We start from the raw sequence: 19,764 nt of genomic DNA, 5'->3' as shown, positions 1-19,764 counted from the left end.
GGCATTCTTTGAGAATGCCCGGCCTTTTTGTTTTCTGCCAATGAAAAACATAATAAGAATGGTTTGCTTATGGATAAAAGTTTGTAATGATGGAAGGGGCGGAAATCACGCTATACTGGCTTGGCTGTAATTGAGATTACAGTTAGTACAACGCCTGCAATTCCGGCGGGCGGTTTTATAGATGAGTCAGGAGGTTTTGAAATGAAAAAAGCGTTAAAGGTTATGGCTGTCGGTATGATGGGTCTGATGTCTTCCGCTGCATTCGCTGAAGATGCGATGACGGTAAATGTGGCAAGATTAAATGTCGACGTAGCGAAAACCATTGCCGAAAACACGATTAAGGCTTGCCGAGAAAAAGGTATACCGGTCAGTGTGACGGTCGTTGATCGAAACGGTATTCCGCAAGTTCAAATGCGCGACACTATGGCGCCGCCGGTTTCCTGGAGTATCAGCAAGAAAAAAGCTTATACCGCAGTGATGTTTAATGTTAAAGGCTCTCAGTTGGACGGTCGAGCAAACAGTCCTTTGCAAACGATGGGTGAGGGGTTGGCGTTTATGGCCGGTTCGTCTCCTATTCAGGCTGGCGGAAAGTTGTACGGTGCCGTAGGTGTCAGTGGAGCGCCGGATGGAATGGACGATGAAGCCTGCGCGATCGCTGGTATTCAGAGTGTTCAGGACGACCTGGAAATGATGTAAATTCGGTGTTTTTCGCCCGTCAAAAAACTTTTAAAAATTTTTTTTAAATTTTTTATTTAGGTTTAAAGGTTTCGGGCGTTAAATACTATGTAAACCTGCTAAGGCTTGGTTATACTTAAATTCACTAGAGGGATGTAGACTCTGTAATCCAGCGTTTAGATGCCTCTATTTATCTGTCTGTTTCGGAGGGAATGTAATGTTGAATGAATCTAAAGTTATGCGTTTGATTCGCCAAAAGCAACTTAAAAAGCAAGAAGGTGCATCTATGATTGAGTACGCACTGGTTATCGCCGGTGTCGCAGTGGTTGCCTATTTGCTATTTGGTGGCACAAATGGTGGTACTGTCGGTACTGCAATCCAAGGTGCGGTTAATAACTCTGTTGGTAATCTTTAATCTTAGTTAACTGATACAGTTTGCTGAGATTAGTTTTTGCATAGAAGAATTGTCCAATGGAATTCAGACATCGGATTAAGCGGCAAAAGCAGACGGGTGCATCTATGATTGAGTATGCGCTTGTCGTTGCCGGAGTCGCTGTTATTGCATATCTTTTGTTCGGTAATGGTACTGACGGTGTCGTTGGTTCCGCTATTGAGAACAAGTTCGATAGTGCAATTAATTCTGTAACGGTTCATTGATGATTTTTTTGGAGAAACAAGAATGACATTGCAACGTCAAAAGCAAAAAGGCGCAGTAATGATCGAAGCGGCGTATTTTTTGCCCCTTTTGATCGGAGTGGTGTTGTTTATTATTGAGGCCGTCGGTTACGGCCTCAATAGTTTTGTTGTCAATGATACGATTACCGATATTCATTCGACAATTACCAATGAAATTCAGGAAGTCGCCGCCCTGGAAGCTGGACAAACCGCTAATACGCTTTATGTAAGTTGTAATTCCGGTCGTGTCGGATTAAAGGCGGATATTGAATCGGCTATTAATACCAAGATTCTCGCTGATTTGTCCCTTATTCCGGTCGAGTTGACTGAGGATAATCCAGGTCGAACTACGGTGACACAGACGAGTGATTCCGGATTCGATATTTACCGAATTAATTTTAAGGGTGAAGCCGTTCCAATTGTTTTACCCAACTTTTTGAGTGGTCTGTTGGTTATCAATGTCGATACACTCATTAGCATTAAAGATTCTTGTGTCAGTTCCTAAGTGGAATGACGATAAGTTTTATATACGTCGATACGTATTTAAAAGGGCTTAGTGACAACAGGTAGAAAAGCCTGCTCCATCCTATAAAAGCGCCTCGTGTCGAGGTAAAGTTCTCTCGCATCACGGAGAATTTTCAAACAGGGTCCTAGACCAAATTTTCACGCTTAACAATCGGTTTAATTGTTATGAAGATATTACGTAGTGATTTTATTTTATACGGAATTGCGGCATTGGCTGCTATTTTGGCGGTCATGCTCGTGTACGGCTATGTTGAAAAGCGCGTTTCCGAAGCTGAAAGTAAAGAGATCATTAAAACGGTAACGGTGGTAGAAAAGCCGGAATTACTACCGATTGTGGCGGTAAATCGCGATATTCTTCGCGGGGAACGTTTATCGGAAGCGGATTTAACTGTTTTGCGGGTCCCTAAAGAAGGTATTGAGGTTAGCGGAAGTTTTCAGGATGCTAAGCAGGCGGTCGGGCATGTCGCTCAGCAGGCAATGTTTAAAGGTGAGTGGGTTTTAAAATCTAAAATCGGCACGCAGAATCCTGATGAAAAAGACATTCAAGACAGTAGTGAAGTTGAAGCCCTTTTAACCAAAGGTATGCGAGCGATGCGCATCCCTGTTTCCGCGGAGAGTGGATTGCTGGGGATTCTAAACCCGGGAGATCATGTCGATGTGATCAGTGTTTTTGAGGTGCAAAGCGGTTCACAGAAAAAGGTAATCAGTCGAAATATTCTGCAAAATGTCGAGGTGCTTACAGTCGGGCGTTTTAACCGGGTCGGCAAGCAGGATGACGTTGACAAAAAAACCAATACCGAAATGGCGGAAAAGGTTTCCATGGTGACTTTGAATGTGGACGTTAAGCAAGCTGAAAGCCTGGCCCTGGCGATGAATGTCGGTAAAGTTCATTTGGCTTTGCGTAGTGCAGCGGATGCCAAGATTGTCAATTCCAGAGGTGTGGATATCCGCGAAATGCAAACGTCGACTATCAAGGATCCTCTGAATGATGCGGGTGATAAAGTCGTTCAAAAAGTTCCGTATCGCAGTCGTCAGGAGACGATTGAAGTTTTGCAGGGTGATCAGGTAGAGAAGGTGGTGGTCAGATGAAAACTTTATATATGCAAAACAAGCAATTTAGTCCTTTCATTCTGGTGATCGGCTTTCTGGTTGTGGGTTTGCTCTCTTCTTTTACAGTCAAAGCCGAAGTTGCTCCAATTTACTCGGTAAAAGAGGGCGAAAGCCAAATTATAAAAATTAACTTTCGTTTTAATCGAGCAATGATCGCTAATCCGAATGTGGCAACCTTGAAGGTTCTGAATAAATCGGAATTGTTGCTGACCGGTAAAAGTGCCGGCAGTACGCAGTTAATGTTGACGCCGAAAAGCGGTGCTAAAGCGCAGTTGTTTGCCGTCAAGGTTATGGCAGATCAGACTCAGCGTCTGCAAATTGAAGAGACTTTGGATAACCTGTTAAAAGATTTGAACCCGCAAGGAACCGTTACTTATAAGCTTAAGCGAATTTGGGTGAAGTCCGGTTCCTCGGTTCGCCGAGAGGTGGATAATGTCGGGAATCAAGTCGACGGTGACGCATCGGAGCAAGTACTGGGTCGTCAGGATTCAGAGGTGTTGCAGACGGAAACCACATCCGGTTCGGTAAATATCCAACCTTTGGCTGGTGACTATATGGTGATCCTTAAAGGGGATGTACCGAATAAAGCCCAGAAAAAGCGTATTCAGTCGGTCATTTCCGCTTTAGGATTGAGCGTGGTCAATATGGTTCATATTAGTGGGCCGCAGAGAGTGAAACTTTCGGTACGTATTGCCGAAGTCGTGAAAGGAAACCCTTTTAGAAGTGGTTTTATTTTGAGAGATTCAAATCAACGAATCGGCGTTTCTGCGCCTGGTACCGCCAGTAGCCTTTTAGGGGTTCTAAGTAATGCTTTAGAAAATATCGTCCCGGCCCAGAACGATGCATTTCAAATCGGTTTCAATCCCGCTGGAGAAGACTTATTCGGTTTGCTTTCCATTATGGAAGGAAATCAGCTGGCGCGTGTTTTGGCTAAACCTGAATTAATTGTTCAGGCTGGAGAAACGGCCGAGTTCCTGGTTGGTGGTGAAGTGCCGATTCCGGTTGCGCAAAATGCCGAGGCGATTACCGTCAAGTATAAAGAATTTGGTGTCCGTTTGCGCTTCAGTCCGGTCATTACGGATTCAGGTGAGATTCAGATGACGGTTGCTCCGGAAGTCAGCAATATTGATGAAACCGCCGGTCAATCTTCAGGCAGTATCACGGTTCCGGGTTTCCGTTCAAGACGTGCCAGCACCACAATTACCTTGGCTGCCGGACAGAGTTTCGTGATCGGAGGGCTTTTACAGGATAATTTTAGTAGTTCGGTCTCAAAGATTCCGTTTTTGGGCGATATCCCTATTATAGGAGCACTTTTCCGCTCAACGACCTACGAGAAGGATCAGTCGGAACTGGCGATCTTAGTTACGCCGACTTTCGTTGACCCGATCGAGAAAGGAACCAAGATTCGCCTGCCGGGTGAAAATATGGATCGTCCGACGGCAGCCGAAGGATTCTTTGAAGGAAAAGTGGTCGAGATGTTGCCGGAAGGCCAGGTCGTCTTACCGGAACTATCCGATAAAATAGGATTGGAGAAACCATAATGAGTGCAGCGCTTTCAACCGGGTCGCTTACGTTAAAACCTTGCCTCTATTTTGGCGGAGACAAGGATCTTCAGGAAGCGGTTAACCTTGCCATTATGTCAAAGTATTCGCTGGAAGTGATGCACGAGGTGCCTCACATCTGGCCGGAAAATATCGGACTGGTTTTCTTGGAATACCAGGGGGACGACACCAACGTTTTAGAACGAGTGAACCAAATTTTGACCCTGGCTCGCGGAGTATCGATTTACATCCTTCTGAAAGAAAAGAATGCAGATTTTATTATTGCCGCCAGTCACCAAGGGGTTCAAGGCTTTATCGAATGCCCGGACGAAGTGTTCCAGATCTTGTCTATATTGCATATGCAGGATCGTCGCAGACAGGGCAAAAACGGTATTATCTCAACGTTTTTCAGCCTGAAAGGCGGAGTTGGTTGCACGGCTGTCGCAACGAATATTGCGGCGAATTTAAACGAAATCACTAAGGGCCGTACGGTTCTTGTCGATTTGAATATGCCTTTAGGCGATACCGCCTTGTATTTGAATATGGAAGGGCGTCGTTTATATTCCCTGACGGATTTTGTCTATAACTTGAAGCGCTTTGACGAAAACCTGATTTATAAGTCTCTGAGTCGCCATGAATCCGGTCTGTATATTTTAAGTTTGCCGACGGAAGTCAGTGAATTGGAGAGTATTTCCGGAGATTTGATTAAAACGATTATTCAGGCTCTGCGTCGTTACTACGATCATGTGGTGATCGATTGTGCCAGTGATCTGTCGGATATCACTCTGAGTTGTTTGGATGAGTCGGACAATATTGTTCTGGTGGCGGAGCCTTCCCTGTCTTCGTTCCGTGCGGTAAATACGGCGCTGCAGTTGACTCAGAAGCTTGGTTATTTGCGTGAAACCATCAAGTTGATTGTGAACCGCAGTACCAGCCAGGATGATCACATGCTTGACGATGTTGTCGAATCGTTTGATGTCGATGTTGTGGCGAAAGTTGCCAACGACTACGAAGGATTTACCAATTCATTGAAAGAAGGCAAGTTGATTTCCGCTTACAAGCCCGAGTCAGTGGTGAATAAGCAGCTATGGAACATAGCCAATATGTTGCATAACGGCAGCGTTAAATTAGAAGTGGATAAAGAACCGGTGTTTACGCGTCAGGCACGAGGTATGTTCAAGCAGCTTTTGGACAAGATGCCGGCAAAACGCTTGTTAGAGTCCGGAGACGAGAAACAGAAAGCGGCGGTGTAAGTCATGAGTATTCGAGAGCGATTGCGTAGAGCGGAACAGAGGGTACAGGTTGCGTCCGAGACGGTTATCAACGACGACGGTGAAGTCGAAGAGAAAGTTAAGCATACTGCTGAGAGTTTGAAAGCAGCCAGCCTGGGTAAAAATTCGACCTTTATGGAAATCAAAAGTCGCTGTCAGAAAAAAGCGGCTGAAGATGAAGCCTTCTATCAGGCGAACAGTCAGGAAACCCGTCAGGAATTAAGACCGCGTCTTGAAGCTTTGGTTCGTGAAAATGCTGCGGAAATCGGATACCCCTTGTCCGAGCTCGAGGTTAGACAGCTCGGCATTGAATTACTGGATGAAATTTATGGTCTAGGGCCGATTGAGCCTCTGATGGCCGATCCGACCGTGTCGGATATTCTGATTAACGGTTATAACCAAATTTATATCGAACGCGGTGGGCAGCTTGAATTAACCGACGTTAGTTTCATCAGTGAAGAGCACCTGCGTAATAAGGTTGATCGCATGCTCTATACCACCGGGCGTCGTGTCGACGAATCTTCCCCTTTGGTTGACGCCCGTTTGCCGGATGGATCGCGGATTAACATTATTATTCCTCCTCTGGCAGTTGATGGTATCAGTGTTTCCATTCGTCGCTTCCCCGAACAGCATTTAAGAGCTAAGGATTTGATCTCCTTCGGTTCCATGACCGAGCAGATGTTCCAATTCCTGGACGTGGCGGTTAAATCGGGGATGAATATCATTGTTTGCGGTGGTACCGGTTCCGGGAAAACGACGACGTTGAATATGCTTTCGGGCTTGATTCCCTTTGGTGAGCGTACTGTTACCATCGAGGATAGCGCCGAACTGAGAATGCAGCAGCCGCATGTCGTTCGTCTGGAAACCAGACCGCCGAATGCCGAGGGTGTCGGTGAGGTCACTCAGCGTGAATTATTGAAGAATGCCCTTCGTATGCGACCGGACCGAATCGTTTTGGGTGAGGTTCGTGGTGGCGAAGTCTTGGATATGCTCCAGGCAATGAACACGGGGCATGAAGGCTCCTTAGCGACGCTTCACGCCAACAGTCCGCGAGACTGCATCTCACGTTTGGAGCTGATGATCAACCTTAGTGGGGTTGATATTCCTGCCGAATCGATTCGCAAGCAGATTGCCAGCGCGATCGATCTTATCATTTTCGTTAAACGTGGTAAGGACGGTAAGCGACGTGTTGAGTCCGTCACCGAGATTATCGGTGTCGAGAATGAGAATGTCGTTCTGCAGGAGTTATTCGTATTCGAGGCGACACCAGATCCGATTACCGGCGTGATCATTAATCGCTTTAAAGCCATCGGTATTCGTCCTAAATGCGGTAAGAAGTGTGAATCTTTCGGTTATCAACTTAATGAAAGTTTGTTTAATTTCATTCAGGAAGTGGTTTAAATGGATTGGGCGTTTGTCGGTATTGCGGTGGCGATCGGTTTACCGTTTTTGATTCTTAGTCTCGGTATGGCGTGGGGCCGCCGTTATGAGCGATCACGTCTATTATCCGTAATGAAGCGTCGGGTTGGTTTGGAGCCGAACGAAGTTTTGAGTTTTAAGGAACAGCTGCTACAACAGCAACAGAGTCCTTGGTTCATATGGGTCAGCGATAAATTCAAACAAGCCGGTATTGTAGATAAAAAACAGACTATTCGCCTGTTGATTCTGGAAGCGGTTTTGATTCTGGTTGCTTTCGCTTTGTTAATCAAGCAGTTGCAAACCGATCAGCTGGATGGAAACTCTTTGTTTCTAGCGGTGATTCTGCCGATACTGCCGATTATTTATCTGTATGTCAAAATTAATCAGCGCCAAACGGAATTACGCTCTCAATTTCCGGAGATGCTTGAAGCCATCGTTCGTTCTCTGAATTCCGGTTACGGCGTGGATGGAGCCATCGGAGCATTGGGGCAGGACATGACCGGCCCCTTGGCCGAGGAAATGCGCGAAGTTCATAAGCAGCTGGCGTTGGGGATTAGTATGCGCGAAGTTCTTCGCGAGTTTCAGCGACGGGTTGATCTGCCGGAAGCACAGTTCTTTGTTATGACTTTAATTATCCAGCGTGAAACCGGTGGTCAGCTATCAAATATTTTGCGCGAATTGGCCCGCCTGATGCGCCGTCGTGAAGTTTTCCAAAATAAATTAAAAACGCTGACGGCTGAATCACGGATGACGGCCTGGTTTATCGGTGGGGCACCGGTGCTGTATGTTGCGTATAAATTCCTTTTCGACCGTCCGTCATTGCATTTTTTCTTGAATGATCCTCTTGGGATTCAATTATTCGCGATCTCGTTTGCGTTGATCTTCACCGGTGCTTTGATTTTGCGTTATATGCTGCGCTTGAGGTTCTAACTATGTTGTATCTATTGTTATTCGGTGTTGCAGTATTGATTTTTTTGAGTAGTTGGATTTTGCTTAAAGCTCTCCAGGAACGCCGTAATCAGCACTTGCAAATGGAGAGAGTTAAAAGCCGTATCGGCCTTGGCCAAGAGCTGCATATCGAGCATGTATCCAGTGAGCGTTGCTGGTGGTGTAGCCTTGGCCGGGCTTTGGGTCCAAGAAGTACCAGAGAGATTGAAAAAACGCAAAGAATGCTGGTGAGTGCCGGATTCCGAAATGAACGTTATATCGGTGCCTACTTTTTTATCAAGTTCGCCCTGGTGCTGGTTTCGCTTTTGATCGCTCTATTCATTTGGGCTTTGTTTGCGGTTTCGCCTGTTATCTTTTTTGTCCCCCTGATTTTGCTGTTGCTTCCCGAATGGCTTTTGAAGGGATTGGCGAATAAAAGACTTAGCCGTATCAGTGAATCGCTTCCGGATTTTTTGGATATGACCAATGTGAGTATGAACTCGGGTCTGAGTTATCTGGGGTCGATCAAGCGGGTTTCCGAAGAGTTGAAAGAACTTCAGCCGGAGATTTGTTACGAGTTTGAATTTTTATTGGATCAGATAAAGATTGGGGTTCCTCGTCAGGATGCTTTGAGACAGTTTGCAATACGTAATCCGACTCGAGAAATCGAAGGCCTTGTTCAAGTGCTGATTCAGAACGAGAAAATGGGGAGCTCGATTAGTGATGCCTTGAACGAGTTTTCTCGGCGCATGTACCAGAATCGTGAGTCTCAGATGGAAGAGAAGGCGGCAAAAACTTCTGCCAAGATGGCGATGGTCATTATGCCGTTTCTACTGGCGCCTTATCTGATTCTATTGCTTGGCGAACGAATGGTCGCTCTGGGTCGAGGGCTATAGCATGCAGTTAAGCAACAAACTCCCTGTTATTGCGTTTGCTCTGTTGTTGTTGAATGCATGTACGACGGCATCGACTTCTCAGAAGAATGATCTGAATTACGCTAAATTCTCGACGCAGCAGACGCCTTTGGCGACGGAATTGACCTCCGAACAGGAGGAAAAGTTTGCCTTGGATTTGATTGAGCTGGAAATTACTCGTCAGCATTATGAACGTGCCGAAGAGATGTTGCAGAAAATTCGTAAGACCACTTCAGATCAATTGAGAACTTACCGTCTGTTGGCAAAAGCCTACGAAGGACAGGACAAGCGTCAGTTGGCTCTTTTGGCTTGGCGCGAAGTCAATCAGTTGCCTGGCAAGACTGTTGATGATGAGGCCGGTTATGCGCAAGTAGCATTGGTTCAAGGAAATTATCAGACCGCCGATAGTATTTATCATACGTGGTTATCGAGCGGTGTCGCTGAACGTGAAGTGTCGGCGTTAAACAATTTGGGATTCTCGGCATTGTTGCAAAAGCACTATGACGAAGCGAGGAGTTATTTTAAGCAAGCCTTGCACCGAGATCCTCTGAATAGTAAAGCGCTTAATAACCTGATTTTGTTGGACGGGCTAACAGGTAGGAAGTGATGAAAACATCCAGTTTAAATCGCCAAAAAGGGGCGGCGACTTTCATCGTCATCGGAACCATGATGACAGCAATTATCGGGTTCGGCCTGATTATGGAGTACGCCAAACTCAAGATTGTTGATCGTGAGCTGGATAACTATGCGCGCACGATTGCCGAAACCGCCTTGAGATCAGAGTTGGCGATCACCAAAAAGATGCTGGACGAAAAAAAGATTTCTTCAGCGCAGACCGATCTGGTGACCAATGCCGTATTAGCTCAGTCGGGTTATGTGCTTGACGGAGGAGAGAACGGTAATCGTGAAATTCATAAAAAGATTACTTTCGGTAATTTTTCTGATTCGGATGCTTGCCGAAACCCGAATGCCGGGAATAATCAGGATTGTTTTATTCCCCTGGATTCCAATGCCGAGAACCCGAAAGCGGTAGAACCTCCGCCTGAGTTCAGCGCGGTAGCGGTTCAGCTGTGGACCGACGATGACTTTTACGGCTTTGTTCCCCAGGGTCGTGCCTTATACGGTATGACCGATGATCAAGAAGGGTGTTATTGCGATACGCGCTATGAGTCTTGCGTTAGCGGAGACTTATCCAAAGTTGAGATAGCTAAAGCGTTAAGGCCGCATGTCACCCGCGATATATTGGATATATTAAATTTAAAACCAGTTACGGGGCATTCGATTACACCTTCGGAGGCGAATGCCATTGCACAAGCCATTTCAGTCCCAAATTCTGAAGCGCGAAAAAATTACTGTGAATACGGTTATACCACCACCAGTCCGGTGGATGCATCAACAAGTAAGTATCCCTATATCAGTTTTGCCAATAAGCAAGGTTGGGTTGGAAATGTCCCTAATGCCAAAGATAACGGCTGGTTGTTGAACTTGGTTTACGCCTCGGGATATTCTCAAGTCGATTTCGATCATGTTTTGGAGCAAAAACCCGTTTATGTTAACGAAGGCGTGGATATGCTCTACGATACGACGGGACTGATTCCAACCGTAACTGATTTGTTGGATATTTTAAATCCTAATACAGGTTCTTCTTTACTGTATTCCCGTCTGGATCAGCCATCAATGTCAATTGAGCAAAAATCTGAACTGCCCAATAATGGCTATCAATATAAATGCTCATTGGTGAATGCCGGTGTTGATTTATCGATTCTGAATTTTTTAACCGGTTTTTTAGGTTTGCAGCAAAATGCACTGGCAATGGATTGTGATGCACCAGTTTCGCAAATTTTAGGCGTTTTAGATGCTCTCACAAGTCCACTGTTTAACCTTTTGGGCGGTCTTCTATTAAAACCGCTTGGTTTAGATGGGTTGCTAGGTTTTCTTGGTGTCGACGGCCTGACTCAAATTCTTGATGATCTGCTGGATCCTGATGTAGTCGTAAGTGATCCAGTCTATATTGGACGTTCGGGAGTGTGTATCTACGGAACGGATGAAGATAGTCTGAATCCGGGTAGTTGCCTGCATAATGGTATCGAATATCAAAGTTGTAGAGCGATTATGTCCAGCATGCCGAATGATAAGGTAATGAGTTTTGGCGAGCGTCTGACGGCTTTTTTACTGGGGCCTTTGACCGATTGGAATGCTTCTTATGAGAGTTTGGATTGCGAGGTGTCCCATTTTAAATATAAGGGTTGGCTTTTCTGGGGAGGATGGGAAGAGTTATAGGCATAAGTCGTTAAAAGATGGTTCTTAAAAAATCAGGTTAAAAAATTACTATTTCGGCCGATACATAAAATGATTTCCCTTAAGTGATTTGTCCGGGAATCTTTGTGAGGGTTTAAAAGGATGTAAGGCCCGTTAATACCTACACCAGGGATCGGTCATAATTGTAAGCGCTGAATTTCCAAGGGGACTTGGAGGCAAGGCTGGGATGGTGTGAGTTATCTTGATTATTTTGCCGAAGTTAATGAGCTATGAGAGTCAATTCCTTAAGTGTATTTTCTTAGATTCTGACATGGTGCAATATTCGATAACCGAATAGGTAAGTTGCCATGAGATCATCAAGTTTTGAGCGTCAACAAGGCGCAATATCTTTTTTCGTTATCAGTAGCCTGATCACGGCGATTATCGGTTTTGGAATGATTATGGAGTATGCCAAGCTCAAGATCATCGACCGTGAACTGGATAATTATGCCCGCACGATTGCCCAAACCGCACTACGTTCCGAGCTTTCGATTACTCGAACAATGCTGGAAGAGGGGGTGATCTCTTCTGATCAGACCGCTCAAGTAGTAGACTCGATACTGATACGTTCCGGCTATATCACCGAGGGTGGAGAGGAATCTAATCGAGTGATTCGCAGAAAAATCACTTTCGGTAATTTCTCCGATTCAGGTGTCTGCGCCGACCCAAGCAGTATCAATAAAGAGAGCTGCTTCATTCCGCTTAGTTCCAATGCAGAAAATCCGAAAGCCGCAGAACCTCCGCCGGAATTTAGCGCGGTTGCCGTGCAATTGTGGACCGACGACTACTTTTACGGTTTTGTCCCTCAAGGTAGAGCTTTATTTGGCTTAATGGAGGATGACGACGGTTGTTATTGCGATACCCGTTATCAAAGCTGTTTGGATGCAGACTTTAACTCTTCCGAGTTGCCTGATGTCGAACCAGCCGAGTTTAAAATTGCGATTACGGTAAAAGGCTCGGAAGCCCGGAAGAATTACTGTGAATACGGCTATGTTCCTCCACACGTCTCCCACCCGGACAATTCCATATCAAAATATCCATGGGTTGATTTTCACTCCGGCTGGATCGGGCAAACGCCGCCGGAAACCAGTGTGTTGCTCGGATTGCTTTATGCTGGCAACTATTCCAAAACCGATTTTATGCGGGTTCTGGCGCAAAAAAATGTGACGGTCAGTAATGGTGACGATCCTCTGGATGATGAAGGAGGCGTGCTTTATACGGTCGGAGGATTGCTTGACCTTCTCGCTCCAACTTCTCAGATGGTTGCTTTAAATAGCGATGGTACTGCTATGCAAGCCAGTGATATTGATCCGGCAACGACAGACGGACGTAACCAATATCGCTGTTCCCTGACCAATTTAAGTGTGGATCTGGTCGATTTGCTTGATGCGGAGGGAGAGTTGTCTGAACCTTGCGGCGGGTTGGTCAATAATATTGCCAGTACTTTGTCATCAATCTTGAGCTGGCTGCTAAGCGGTTTGGTGATAGACGTGACGGATCCGAATGTGTTGTTTTCTGATACGGCTTATATTGGGCGAAGTGGAGTTTGCACTCCATTTACCGATGCGGATAATATCACTAACGACCGATGCTTATGGCAAAGCACAGGCGGCGGCGTGTATCAGAGTTGTGAGAATATTTTGCATAGCAATCCGAACGATATGACTTTTCAGGATCGTTTGACTGCCTTTCTTCTCGGACCTTTCATCGATTGGGAAAAAGCCTACGAGGGGTTGAATTGCGAAGTCTCGCGGTTCAAATATAAAGGCTGGCTTTTCTGGGGGGGATGGGAAGAGCTATAGGAATTGGTTTAAAGAGAATCATTTTTTAGCAGGAAGGGGCGCGCCAGTTAAGAGTCTGCACCAAGGACCGGAAGTTGTGTAATCTTTGAGAATCCAGGACGTTGAGTATATGGCTGGGATGGTGTGAATTATCTTGATTGTTTTACCGAAGTTAATATGCTGGGAGAGTTAATTCCTTTAAATGTATTTTCTTAGATTCTGGCATGGTGCCATGTTTGATAATCGGATCAGTAAGTTGCTATGAGATCATTAAGTTTTAAGCGTCAACAGGGCGCGGTAACTTTTTTTGTTATCAGTAGTCTGATAACGGCGGTTCTCGGTTTCGGGATGGTTATGGAGTACGCCAAGCTCAAAATCATCGACCGGGAACTGGATAATTATGCCCGCACAATCGCCGAAGCGGCCTTACGTTCCGAGCTATCGATTACACGGACAATGCTGGAAGAAGGAACGGTGTCTGCTAATCAGACCAGCCAGGTGGCGGAAGCCATTCTTGCCCGATCCGGTTATGTTGTCGAAGGTGGTGACAGTACTAATCGTACGATTCATAAAAAAATCACCTTCGGTAATTTCTCCGATTCAGAAGCCTGTAAAGATCCAAACAGTATTAACAAGGAAGGGTGTTTTATACCTCTTGGCTCCAATTCTGAAAACCCTAAGGCGGCAGAGCCTCCGCCGGAATTCAGTGCCGTTGCCGTACAGTTATGGACGGACGATTACTTTTACGGTTTTGTTCCGCAGGGTAGAGCTTTATTTGGCTTAATGGATGACGAAGAGGACTGTTATTGCGACACCCGTTATAAAAGTTGTCTTGATGCCGATTTTTCAGTTCCCGACTTGGTCGGGGTTGAGCCGGCACAGTTTAAGCAGGCGATCCGTGTAAAGGGTTCGGTGGCAAGGCAAAATTATTGTGAATACGGTTATGCTCCGCCTCATCCGGCTTATACCGATAATTCCAAAGTGAAATATCCGTGGGTCGATTTTCATTCCGGCTGGATCGGCCAGACACCATCGCAAAATAGCGTTTTACTTGGTTTACTTTACACGGATGACTATACCAATAGTGATTTCATGCGAGTGCTGTCGCAGATGAATGTGGCCGTTGAAGATGGTGATGATCCGTTGGACGACGAGGGTGGTTTGCTGTATACGGTTGGAGGGCTGCTGGATTTGTTGGCGCCGTCATCGCAAATGGTTGCCTCAAATCAAGATGGTTCAACCATGCAGGCCAGCGATATTGAACCGGATTCAATCAGTAATCAAAACCAGTATCGTTGCTCTTTAACTAATGTCAGTGTCGACTTAATTAATTTACTGGATACCGGCGGTTTGCTGACCGGACCATGCGGAGGGCTGGTCAATGCGATAGGGCAAACCCTGACATCGATAACCAATGGTCTGTTGAATGGATTATTAGGCGGTTTGCTTGGTGGACTTGGAGGGTTGGTTATTGATGTAACGGACCCGAATATATTGTTTTCCGACACAGCTTATGTCGGACGTAGCGGAACCTGTACTCCTTATACCGATTCTGATAATGTTAATAGTGATCGTTGTTTTTGGCAAAACACCGATGGTGGTATTTACCAGAGCTGCGAAACCATTATGCATAGCAATCCGAATGATATGAATTTTCAGGATCGTTTAACCGCCTTTCTTCTTGGTCCTTTCATCGATTGGGAAAAAGCTTACGAAGGATTGAATTGCGAAATCTCGCGGTTCAAATATAAAGGTTGGCTTTTCTGGGGCGGCTGGGAAGCGTTGTAAGCTTTAATAAAAAACAGGCGATACTCTAGACAAGCCTAGATACGCCTTGTATAATCCTGCATTCCTTCGGAGAGCTGTCTGAGTGGTTGAAGGAGCTCGCCTGGAAAGCGGGTATAGGTTAATACCTATCGGGGGTTCGAATCCCCCGCTCTCCGCCAAGCGGGTATCGTATATTGGCTATTACCTCGGCCTTCCAAGCCGATGAGAGGAGTTCGATTCTCCTTACCCGCTCCAATTATGGTGACTTCGTTCGTCCCCTCGCGACGCTAAGTCGGGAACCCCGCCAGGTCCGGAAGGAAGCAACGGTACCTTCTGATGCGTGCGCCGAGGACCGGCGGGCGAAGTTGCCTCCATTTTTCTTATTGTCCTCTTTGTTTTAATTCTTTAGATCGCTTGCTTTAACCTTTCCTGATTGCGTTTAAATTCTTATCCCTTTACACCCGGTTTCACGTTAAAATGTTGACTTATTTTGTCTCGAATTAGTTCGGGACGAGCATGGCTTTTCGGGTCGGAAAATGGATTCGATGTTGAGCTTCGGCTTGCCATATTTTGTTCGCATTAAGGTTAAAGGATTGCATGAGTTATCAGGTTCTGGCGCGAAAATGGCGTCCTAAAAATTTTAGTGAGCTGGTTGGTCAGACACACGTCATGCAAGCTCTCTCTAATGCTTTGGATCAGCAGCGCTTGCACCATGCTTATCTGTTCACCGGCACACGCGGTGTCGGGAAGACGACCATTGCGCGTATTTTCTCTAAAGCGCTGAATTGCGAACACGGTGTATCCTCGCAGCCCTGCGGGCAATGTGCTGCATGCCGCTCGATCGACGAAGGGCGTTTTATCGACCTGATTGAAGTGGATGCCGCTTCTAAAACCAAAGTCGACGATACCAGAGAAATTCTTGATAATGTCCAGTTTGCACCGACGCAAGGCCGCTATAAGGTTTATCTGATCGATGAAGTGCACATGTTGTCCAAAAGCAGTTTCAACGCGTTGTTGAAGACGCTGGAAGAACCGCCGGAGCATGTTAAATTCTTGCTGGCGACGACTGACCCGCACAAGTTGCCGATCACCGTACTGTCTCGCTGCCTGCAATTCAATCTGATGCGCCTGACTCAGACACAAATTCAGTCTCACCTGCAAATGATTCTGCAACAGGAACAGCTTCCGTTTGAAGCCGCCGCCCTTGGATTGATCGCGCACAGTGCCGACGGTTCGGCGCGTGATGCTTTGAGTCTGCTTGATCAAGCGATCGCTTACGGCGGTGGTCAAGTTGAATTCGACGCTGTGCAAACGATGCTTGGTTTGGTCGATCAGCAGCATTCTTTGGAACTGGTACAGGCATTAGCAGAGCAGAATATCGAAGGCTTAAAAAGTCAAATTCAGCATCTGGCTTTAATGGGAGTTGATTATTCGGCGCTGCTGGCGCAGTTGATCGAGCTTTTGCATGGGCTCGCTTCGATCCAGCTGTTCGGAGATTTGCCGGTGGAAGGGGCTTTCCCCGTCGATGCGCTTCAGGAACTGGCGAAGGATATGCATCCTGAAAGGGTTCAGGTCTTGTATCAGATTGCACTTTTGGCCAAACAAGATATGCTGCTTGCCCCGGATGTTCGTATCGGTTTTGAAATGGCGATGATTCGTATGTTGGCTTTCCGGCCGTTGGAGGTATCTGAAAGTCCCACGAAACCGCAGATTGTTAAGCCGAATGCCGCTCCAGAAAAAACTGCGCCGCTAATAACTCAGCCTGAACCGCAAGTTCATCCGGAAGTTCAATTGGGCGAAATGTCGATTGAAGAAGCGATGGCCGGATTGGCTTCGGCAAGGAGTCTGGTCGGTAAGCAGATTAAAAAGCCGGAACTTCAGTTAGAGGAAGCCTCTCAGCCGTTGGAAAATCAGGAGATTGAATCGGCTTCGCAAGATGCGATGGTTCCTCCAGAGGAGCAAATGTTTGCACAATCGCATGCGTCTGCTGAAATGCAGGTTGAGCCCGAAGTGCCTGCTGAAGTGGATCATTTGGCGGAAGTAAGAGCGAGGCTGCAGGCGCTGGGAAAGCCTGAGGCGGGGTCGAAGGATTCCGACCCGATCAGCACAGCGAATGTCATTCCGACTCAACCTCGAGACCGCGCTTCAACAATCCCAAGCGATTCTGTAGCCTTGCAGGCCGCAAGTGAGTACGTGAATGATCAATATCTTTCCATGTCGGAGCCTGAAGTTGAAGTGCCCGATATGGCTCCGACCGCTTGGAATTCTGACAACTTTGAGGCGGTACGGCAGGAAGAGCGTTTTGCCATCCCAATGGATCATTTTGGGGCTGGGATGCAACAACCGGAAACGATCACCTACGAAACCTCGACAGAGGAAGTTGTTGCTCCGGATCGGTTTATCAATGCTACTGAAAATGAGCAGGTATTGCAGTGGATGGAGTTGATTGCGCAGTTGCAGTTAAAAGGCATGGCTGCGGAAGTAGCGATGAATTCGGTGCTGGTTTTTTATGACCAGAATCGTCTGGAACTTAGTCTTGATCCTGCCGAGGACTTTTCCAGGCAGGGAGGGGCGTTTCAGCAGATAGAGAGTGCAGTTGCAGAGTTATTCGGGCCGTCGTTCAAGCTCTCTTGGGTTCAGGCGGCAGCGCATTTTACGCCGCGAGCTTATCAGCAACAGCAGAGAGAGCTGCGCATGCAACAGGCCCGAGATTCGATTTTACAGGACCCGAAGGTGCTGGATTTAAGGGCTAAATTCGGTTGGCAATTGCTGGAAGAGACAATCGCACCACTAGAAAATGTACCGGAATGATTTAATAGAACAAGCTGTGGATAAGTTGTGCACAGTTTGAATATGACAAATGACAGAACGCAAATCTAAAGGAGAAAACCCATGTTTGGTGGAAAAGGCGGTTTAGGAAACCTGATGAAACAAGCGCAAGAGATGCAAAAGAATATGCAGAAAGCGCAAGAAGAGATCGCCAATATGGAAATTACCGGCGAAGCCGGCGGCGGTATGGTTAAGGTGACTATGACCGGTAAGCACGAGCTGATTCGAGTTGATATTGATGAAAGCCTGATGGATGATAAGGAAATGTTGGAAGATTTGATCGCTGCTGCGGTCAACAGCGCTTCTCGTCGTCTTGAACAGGAGACTCAGCAAAAAATGGGTGGATTAACGGCCGGTATGGATTTGCCGGGCGGAATGAAAATGCCGTTTTAAAGCGATAACAGATGTCCAGTCCTTTAATTCAATCTCTGATTGAAGCTTTTCAGGTTTTGCCTGGTGTCGGCCCAAAATCGGCACAGCGCATGGCGTTTTATCTATTGGAACGAAATCGTAATGGAGCTTCGCGTTTGGCCGATGTATTGCGAGATGCGGTGCAGAATGTCGGGCACTGTGAAAGTTGTCGAACCTTGACGGAAGAGAAAGTCTGTCAGATTTGTGCTTCTAACCATCGTGACGCGACTTTGCTGTGTGTTGTCGAAAGCCCGGCGGATATTGCTGTGATCGAGGCTTCCGGTGCTTTTAACGGAAAGTATTTTGTGTTGATGGGGCACTTGTCTCCGATTGACGGTATTGGTCCTGCAGAATTAGGCTTGGAGCTTCTCGAAGCGCGCTTGGATAAGGAGCCGATTCAGGAGTTGATTGTTGCCACTAATCCAACGGTTGAAGGGGAGGCGACGGCACACTATATCCAGCAGTTGGCCGACAAGTATTCTGTGACGGTCTCGCGTCCGGCACAAGGGATTCCTGTTGGCGGTGAGTTGGAGTATCTGGATAGCAGCACCTTGTCTCAGGCGTTTTTGAGCCGAAAGCAATTGCTCTAGAATTGTTGTCGGGCAGATAAAAAAATAGGAGGTATTTACCTCCTATTTTTTTATCGATGCGTAACTATTGCCTAAATTAATTGCTCATCAGGAATTCCAGCAGTGCCTTTTGGGCGTGTAAACGGTTCTCCGCTTCGTCCCAGACGACGGTGCCTTCGGCATCGATGACTTCGGCGGTGACTTCCTCACCACGGTGAGCCGGCAAGCAGTGCATAAATAGCGCATCCGAATTCGCCTGCAGCATTACCGCTTTATTGACTTGATAGTCGGCGAAAGCGGCTTCGCGAAGACGCTGCTCTTCTTCTTGTCCCATGCTGGCCCAAACATCGGTCACGATCAAATCGGAGCTTTCCGCGGCATCCATTACGTTGCGGACGATTTCTACTCGATCTGCGTGCGCTGTCACCAGCTCAGGATTTGGATCAAAACCTTCCGGGCACGCGATGCGTAATTTAAAGTCGTATTGAGCGGCGGCATTGATGTAGCTATGGCACATGTTATTACCATCGCCGACCCAGGTAACGGTCTTGCCTTGGATACTGCCGCGATGCTCGTAGTAAGTCTGCATGTCGGCCAACAGTTGGCAAGGGTGAAAATCATCCGTCAGGGCGTTGATTACCGGGGCTTGCGAATATTGAGCCATGGTTTCGACGATGTCGTGACCAAAGGTGCGGATCATAATGCCGTCGACCATGCTGGAAATGACGCGAGCGGAATCTTCAATCGGTTCTCCACGACCCAGTTGAGTATCTCGTGGGGACAGGAACAGCGCGTGACCGCCCAGTTGAGTCATGCCGGTTTCAAAAGAGATGCGGGTACGGGTCGAGGATTTTTCGAAAATCATCGCCAAGGTTTTGTTTTTAAGCGGTTCGAAAATTTCGCCCGCTTTTTGCATCTGCTTGAGTTCGATTCCTCGTTTCAGTAGCTGCTGCAGCTCTGCCGGAGTTAAATCTTTGAGTGTTAAAAAATGTCTTACAGTCATAGCGTTTCTTTTTCAGTCTTGAATTGCTGTCGAGAGCGCGGTCTGACTA

The 19,764-nt window shown here is 46.7% G+C and carries 17 protein-coding genes, 2 tRNA genes and 1 other RNA gene; 19 read left to right on the top strand and 1 reads right to left on the bottom strand.

The window, feature by feature from the left end; all coding sequences use genetic code 11:
* Positions 1-201: 201 nt before the first annotated feature.
* The 19 genes from H8792_RS09955 to recR all read left to right on the top strand — a co-directional run bounded on the left by H8792_RS09955 (position 202) and on the right by recR (position 18,733).
* On the top strand, positions 202-696 hold the full coding sequence (locus tag H8792_RS09955; RefSeq protein ID WP_185978808.1) for a GlcG/HbpS family heme-binding protein: 495 nt from the start codon (positions 202-204) through the stop codon (positions 694-696).
* Positions 697-892: 196 nt separating this feature from the next.
* On the top strand, positions 893-1,090 hold the full coding sequence (locus tag H8792_RS09950) for a Flp family type IVb pilin (RefSeq protein WP_185978807.1): 198 nt from the start codon (positions 893-895) through the stop codon (positions 1,088-1,090).
* 264 nt (positions 1,091-1,354) lie between these two features.
* Complete coding sequence (locus tag H8792_RS09945) at positions 1,355-1,855, top strand: TadE/TadG family type IV pilus assembly protein (protein WP_185978805.1); 501 nt, start codon at positions 1,355-1,357, stop codon at positions 1,853-1,855.
* Between the two features lie 185 nt (positions 1,856-2,040).
* Positions 2,041-2,964, top strand: a complete 924-nt coding sequence (gene cpaB, locus H8792_RS09940; RefSeq protein WP_185978804.1) for a Flp pilus assembly protein CpaB — start codon at positions 2,041-2,043, stop codon at positions 2,962-2,964.
* Positions 2,961-4,526 (top strand): type II and III secretion system protein family protein, encoded by a 1,566-nt coding sequence (locus H8792_RS09935; protein WP_228767072.1) that lies wholly within the window; start codon positions 2,961-2,963, stop codon positions 4,524-4,526. The genes cpaB and H8792_RS09935 overlap by 4 nt, the downstream gene beginning before the upstream one ends.
* Positions 4,526-5,779, top strand: coding sequence for an AAA family ATPase (locus H8792_RS09930; protein ID WP_185978803.1), 1,254 nt, complete (start codon positions 4,526-4,528; stop codon positions 5,777-5,779). The genes H8792_RS09935 and H8792_RS09930 overlap by 1 nt, the downstream gene beginning before the upstream one ends.
* Before the next feature lie 3 nt (positions 5,780-5,782).
* On the top strand, positions 5,783-7,198 hold the full coding sequence (locus H8792_RS09925; protein WP_185978802.1) for a CpaF family protein: 1,416 nt from the start codon (positions 5,783-5,785) through the stop codon (positions 7,196-7,198).
* Positions 7,199-8,146, top strand: a complete 948-nt coding sequence (locus H8792_RS09920; RefSeq protein WP_185978801.1) for a type II secretion system F family protein — start codon at positions 7,199-7,201, stop codon at positions 8,144-8,146.
* A 2-nt stretch (positions 8,147-8,148) separates the two neighbouring features.
* A complete protein-coding gene (locus H8792_RS09915; protein ID WP_185978800.1) occupies positions 8,149-9,039 on the top strand; it encodes a type II secretion system F family protein in 891 nt (296 codons plus the stop codon).
* 1 nt (position 9,040) lies between these two features.
* Positions 9,041-9,664, top strand: coding sequence for a tetratricopeptide repeat protein (locus tag H8792_RS09910; protein WP_185978799.1), 624 nt, complete (start codon positions 9,041-9,043; stop codon positions 9,662-9,664).
* Complete coding sequence (locus tag H8792_RS09905; protein ID WP_185978798.1) at positions 9,664-11,337, top strand: hypothetical protein; 1,674 nt, start codon at positions 9,664-9,666, stop codon at positions 11,335-11,337. Before H8792_RS09910 ends, H8792_RS09905 begins: the two co-directional genes overlap by 1 nt.
* A gap of 326 nt (positions 11,338-11,663) precedes the next feature.
* Positions 11,664-13,157, top strand: a complete 1,494-nt coding sequence (locus H8792_RS09900) for a hypothetical protein (protein WP_185978797.1) — start codon at positions 11,664-11,666, stop codon at positions 13,155-13,157.
* A 240-nt stretch (positions 13,158-13,397) separates the two neighbouring features.
* Entirely contained in the window at positions 13,398-14,924 is a 1,527-nt protein-coding gene (locus tag H8792_RS09895) for a hypothetical protein (RefSeq protein ID WP_185978796.1), read from the top strand.
* A gap of 68 nt (positions 14,925-14,992) precedes the next feature.
* Positions 14,993-15,082: transfer RNA gene (locus tag H8792_RS09890), tRNA-Ser, on the top strand.
* A 1-nt stretch (position 15,083) separates the two neighbouring features.
* A tRNA-Gly gene (locus tag H8792_RS09885) sits at positions 15,084-15,158 on the top strand.
* A 13-nt stretch (positions 15,159-15,171) separates the two neighbouring features.
* Positions 15,172-15,268, top strand: an RNA gene (gene ffs / locus H8792_RS09880) — signal recognition particle sRNA small type.
* A 232-nt stretch (positions 15,269-15,500) separates the two neighbouring features.
* On the top strand, positions 15,501-17,714 hold the full coding sequence (gene dnaX / locus H8792_RS09875; RefSeq protein WP_185978795.1) for a DNA polymerase III subunit gamma/tau: 2,214 nt from the start codon (positions 15,501-15,503) through the stop codon (positions 17,712-17,714).
* Between the two features lie 81 nt (positions 17,715-17,795).
* Complete coding sequence (locus tag H8792_RS09870) at positions 17,796-18,125, top strand: YbaB/EbfC family nucleoid-associated protein (RefSeq protein WP_185978794.1); 330 nt, start codon at positions 17,796-17,798, stop codon at positions 18,123-18,125.
* An 11-nt stretch (positions 18,126-18,136) separates the two neighbouring features.
* Positions 18,137-18,733 (top strand): recombination mediator RecR, encoded by a 597-nt coding sequence (gene recR, locus H8792_RS09865; protein WP_185978793.1) that lies wholly within the window; start codon positions 18,137-18,139, stop codon positions 18,731-18,733.
* A 76-nt stretch (positions 18,734-18,809) separates the two neighbouring features.
* Here the strand turns inward: recR and argF are convergent, their stop codons facing one another.
* A complete protein-coding gene (argF, locus tag H8792_RS09860) occupies positions 18,810-19,715 on the bottom strand; it encodes an ornithine carbamoyltransferase (protein WP_185978792.1) in 906 nt (301 codons plus the stop codon).
* Between the last annotated feature and the right edge of the window lie 49 nt (positions 19,716-19,764).

Source organism: Thiomicrorhabdus heinhorstiae (assembly GCF_013391765.2).
Lineage (GTDB): Bacteria > Pseudomonadota > Gammaproteobacteria > Thiomicrospirales > Thiomicrospiraceae > Thiomicrorhabdus > Thiomicrorhabdus heinhorstiae.
This window is presented reverse-complemented; position numbering and strand designations above follow the sequence as displayed.

Bases quoted from the DNA above. Each gene is read 5' to 3' on its own strand.
- H8792_RS09945 (WP_185978805.1), top strand. From the start codon at position 1,355: ATGACATTGCAACGTCAAAAGCAAAAAGGCGCAGTAATGATCGAAGCG.
- H8792_RS09870 (WP_185978794.1), top strand. From the start codon at position 17,796: ATGTTTGGTGGAAAAGGCGGTTTAGGAAACCTGATGAAACAAGCGCAA.
- recR (WP_185978793.1), top strand. From the start codon at position 18,137: ATGTCCAGTCCTTTAATTCAATCTCTGATTGAAGCTTTTCAGGTTTTG.
- argF (WP_185978792.1), bottom strand. From the start codon at position 19,715: ATGACTGTAAGACATTTTTTAACACTCAAAGATTTAACTCCGGCAGAG.
- H8792_RS09955 (WP_185978808.1), top strand. From the start codon at position 202: ATGAAAAAAGCGTTAAAGGTTATGGCTGTCGGTATGATGGGTCTGATG.
- H8792_RS09900 (WP_185978797.1), top strand. From the start codon at position 11,664: ATGAGATCATCAAGTTTTGAGCGTCAACAAGGCGCAATATCTTTTTTC.
- H8792_RS09915 (WP_185978800.1), top strand. From the start codon at position 8,149: ATGTTGTATCTATTGTTATTCGGTGTTGCAGTATTGATTTTTTTGAGT.
- cpaB (WP_185978804.1), top strand. From the start codon at position 2,041: ATGAAGATATTACGTAGTGATTTTATTTTATACGGAATTGCGGCATTG.
- dnaX (WP_185978795.1), top strand. From the start codon at position 15,501: ATGAGTTATCAGGTTCTGGCGCGAAAATGGCGTCCTAAAAATTTTAGT.
- H8792_RS09930 (WP_185978803.1), top strand. From the start codon at position 4,526: ATGAGTGCAGCGCTTTCAACCGGGTCGCTTACGTTAAAACCTTGCCTC.
- H8792_RS09910 (WP_185978799.1), top strand. From the start codon at position 9,041: ATGCAGTTAAGCAACAAACTCCCTGTTATTGCGTTTGCTCTGTTGTTG.
- H8792_RS09950 (WP_185978807.1), top strand. From the start codon at position 893: ATGTTGAATGAATCTAAAGTTATGCGTTTGATTCGCCAAAAGCAACTT.
- H8792_RS09905 (WP_185978798.1), top strand. From the start codon at position 9,664: ATGAAAACATCCAGTTTAAATCGCCAAAAAGGGGCGGCGACTTTCATC.
- H8792_RS09895 (WP_185978796.1), top strand. From the start codon at position 13,398: ATGAGATCATTAAGTTTTAAGCGTCAACAGGGCGCGGTAACTTTTTTT.
- H8792_RS09920 (WP_185978801.1), top strand. From the start codon at position 7,199: ATGGATTGGGCGTTTGTCGGTATTGCGGTGGCGATCGGTTTACCGTTT.
- H8792_RS09935 (WP_228767072.1), top strand. From the start codon at position 2,961: ATGAAAACTTTATATATGCAAAACAAGCAATTTAGTCCTTTCATTCTG.
- H8792_RS09925 (WP_185978802.1), top strand. From the start codon at position 5,783: ATGAGTATTCGAGAGCGATTGCGTAGAGCGGAACAGAGGGTACAGGTT.